The organism is Pseudomonas sp. PF05 (assembly GCF_056521845.1).
The window spans coordinates 1-420 of record NZ_JBWLPW010000088.1; the positions used below are offsets into that span (position 1 = coordinate 1).

The 420-nt window shown below is 61.9% G+C and carries 1 protein-coding gene; it reads left to right on the top strand.

Annotated features, from left to right (window positions below; translation table 11 throughout):
* A partial coding sequence (locus tag AC09SL_RS29550; RefSeq protein WP_479572020.1) for an immunoglobulin-like domain-containing protein occupies positions 1–420 on the top strand: 420 nt, incomplete at both ends.

A 420-nucleotide genomic window follows, 5' to 3' on the forward strand; every position in this document is an offset into this window, starting at 1 on the left:
GTGGTGTACACCGCTTCGGTCAATGCTCCGGTAACCGGCGCACCTCTGGTCGTGACGTTGAGCAACGGCCAAAGCATCACCATTCCGGTCGGCTCCAGCTCCGGTTCGGTGAACTTCGTTACCCAGAACGACGCCCTCGCAGGCGGCGATAACCTGAGCGTCAAGATTGACGATGCCCAAGGCGGCAACTACGAAAAACTGGACATCGACGCCACTCCGGCTGACACCACCGTTACCGATGTGCAGGACACCACTGGCCTGACATTGAGTGCGACCGATACCGTTGCCGAAGGCGGTTCGATCGTTTACACCGCAACCTTGACCAACGCCGCGGGCTCGCCTGTCACTGTCACCCTGAGCAACGGCGCCGTGATCAACATCGCCGCTGGCGCCACCACCGGCACCGTGACCGTCGACGCC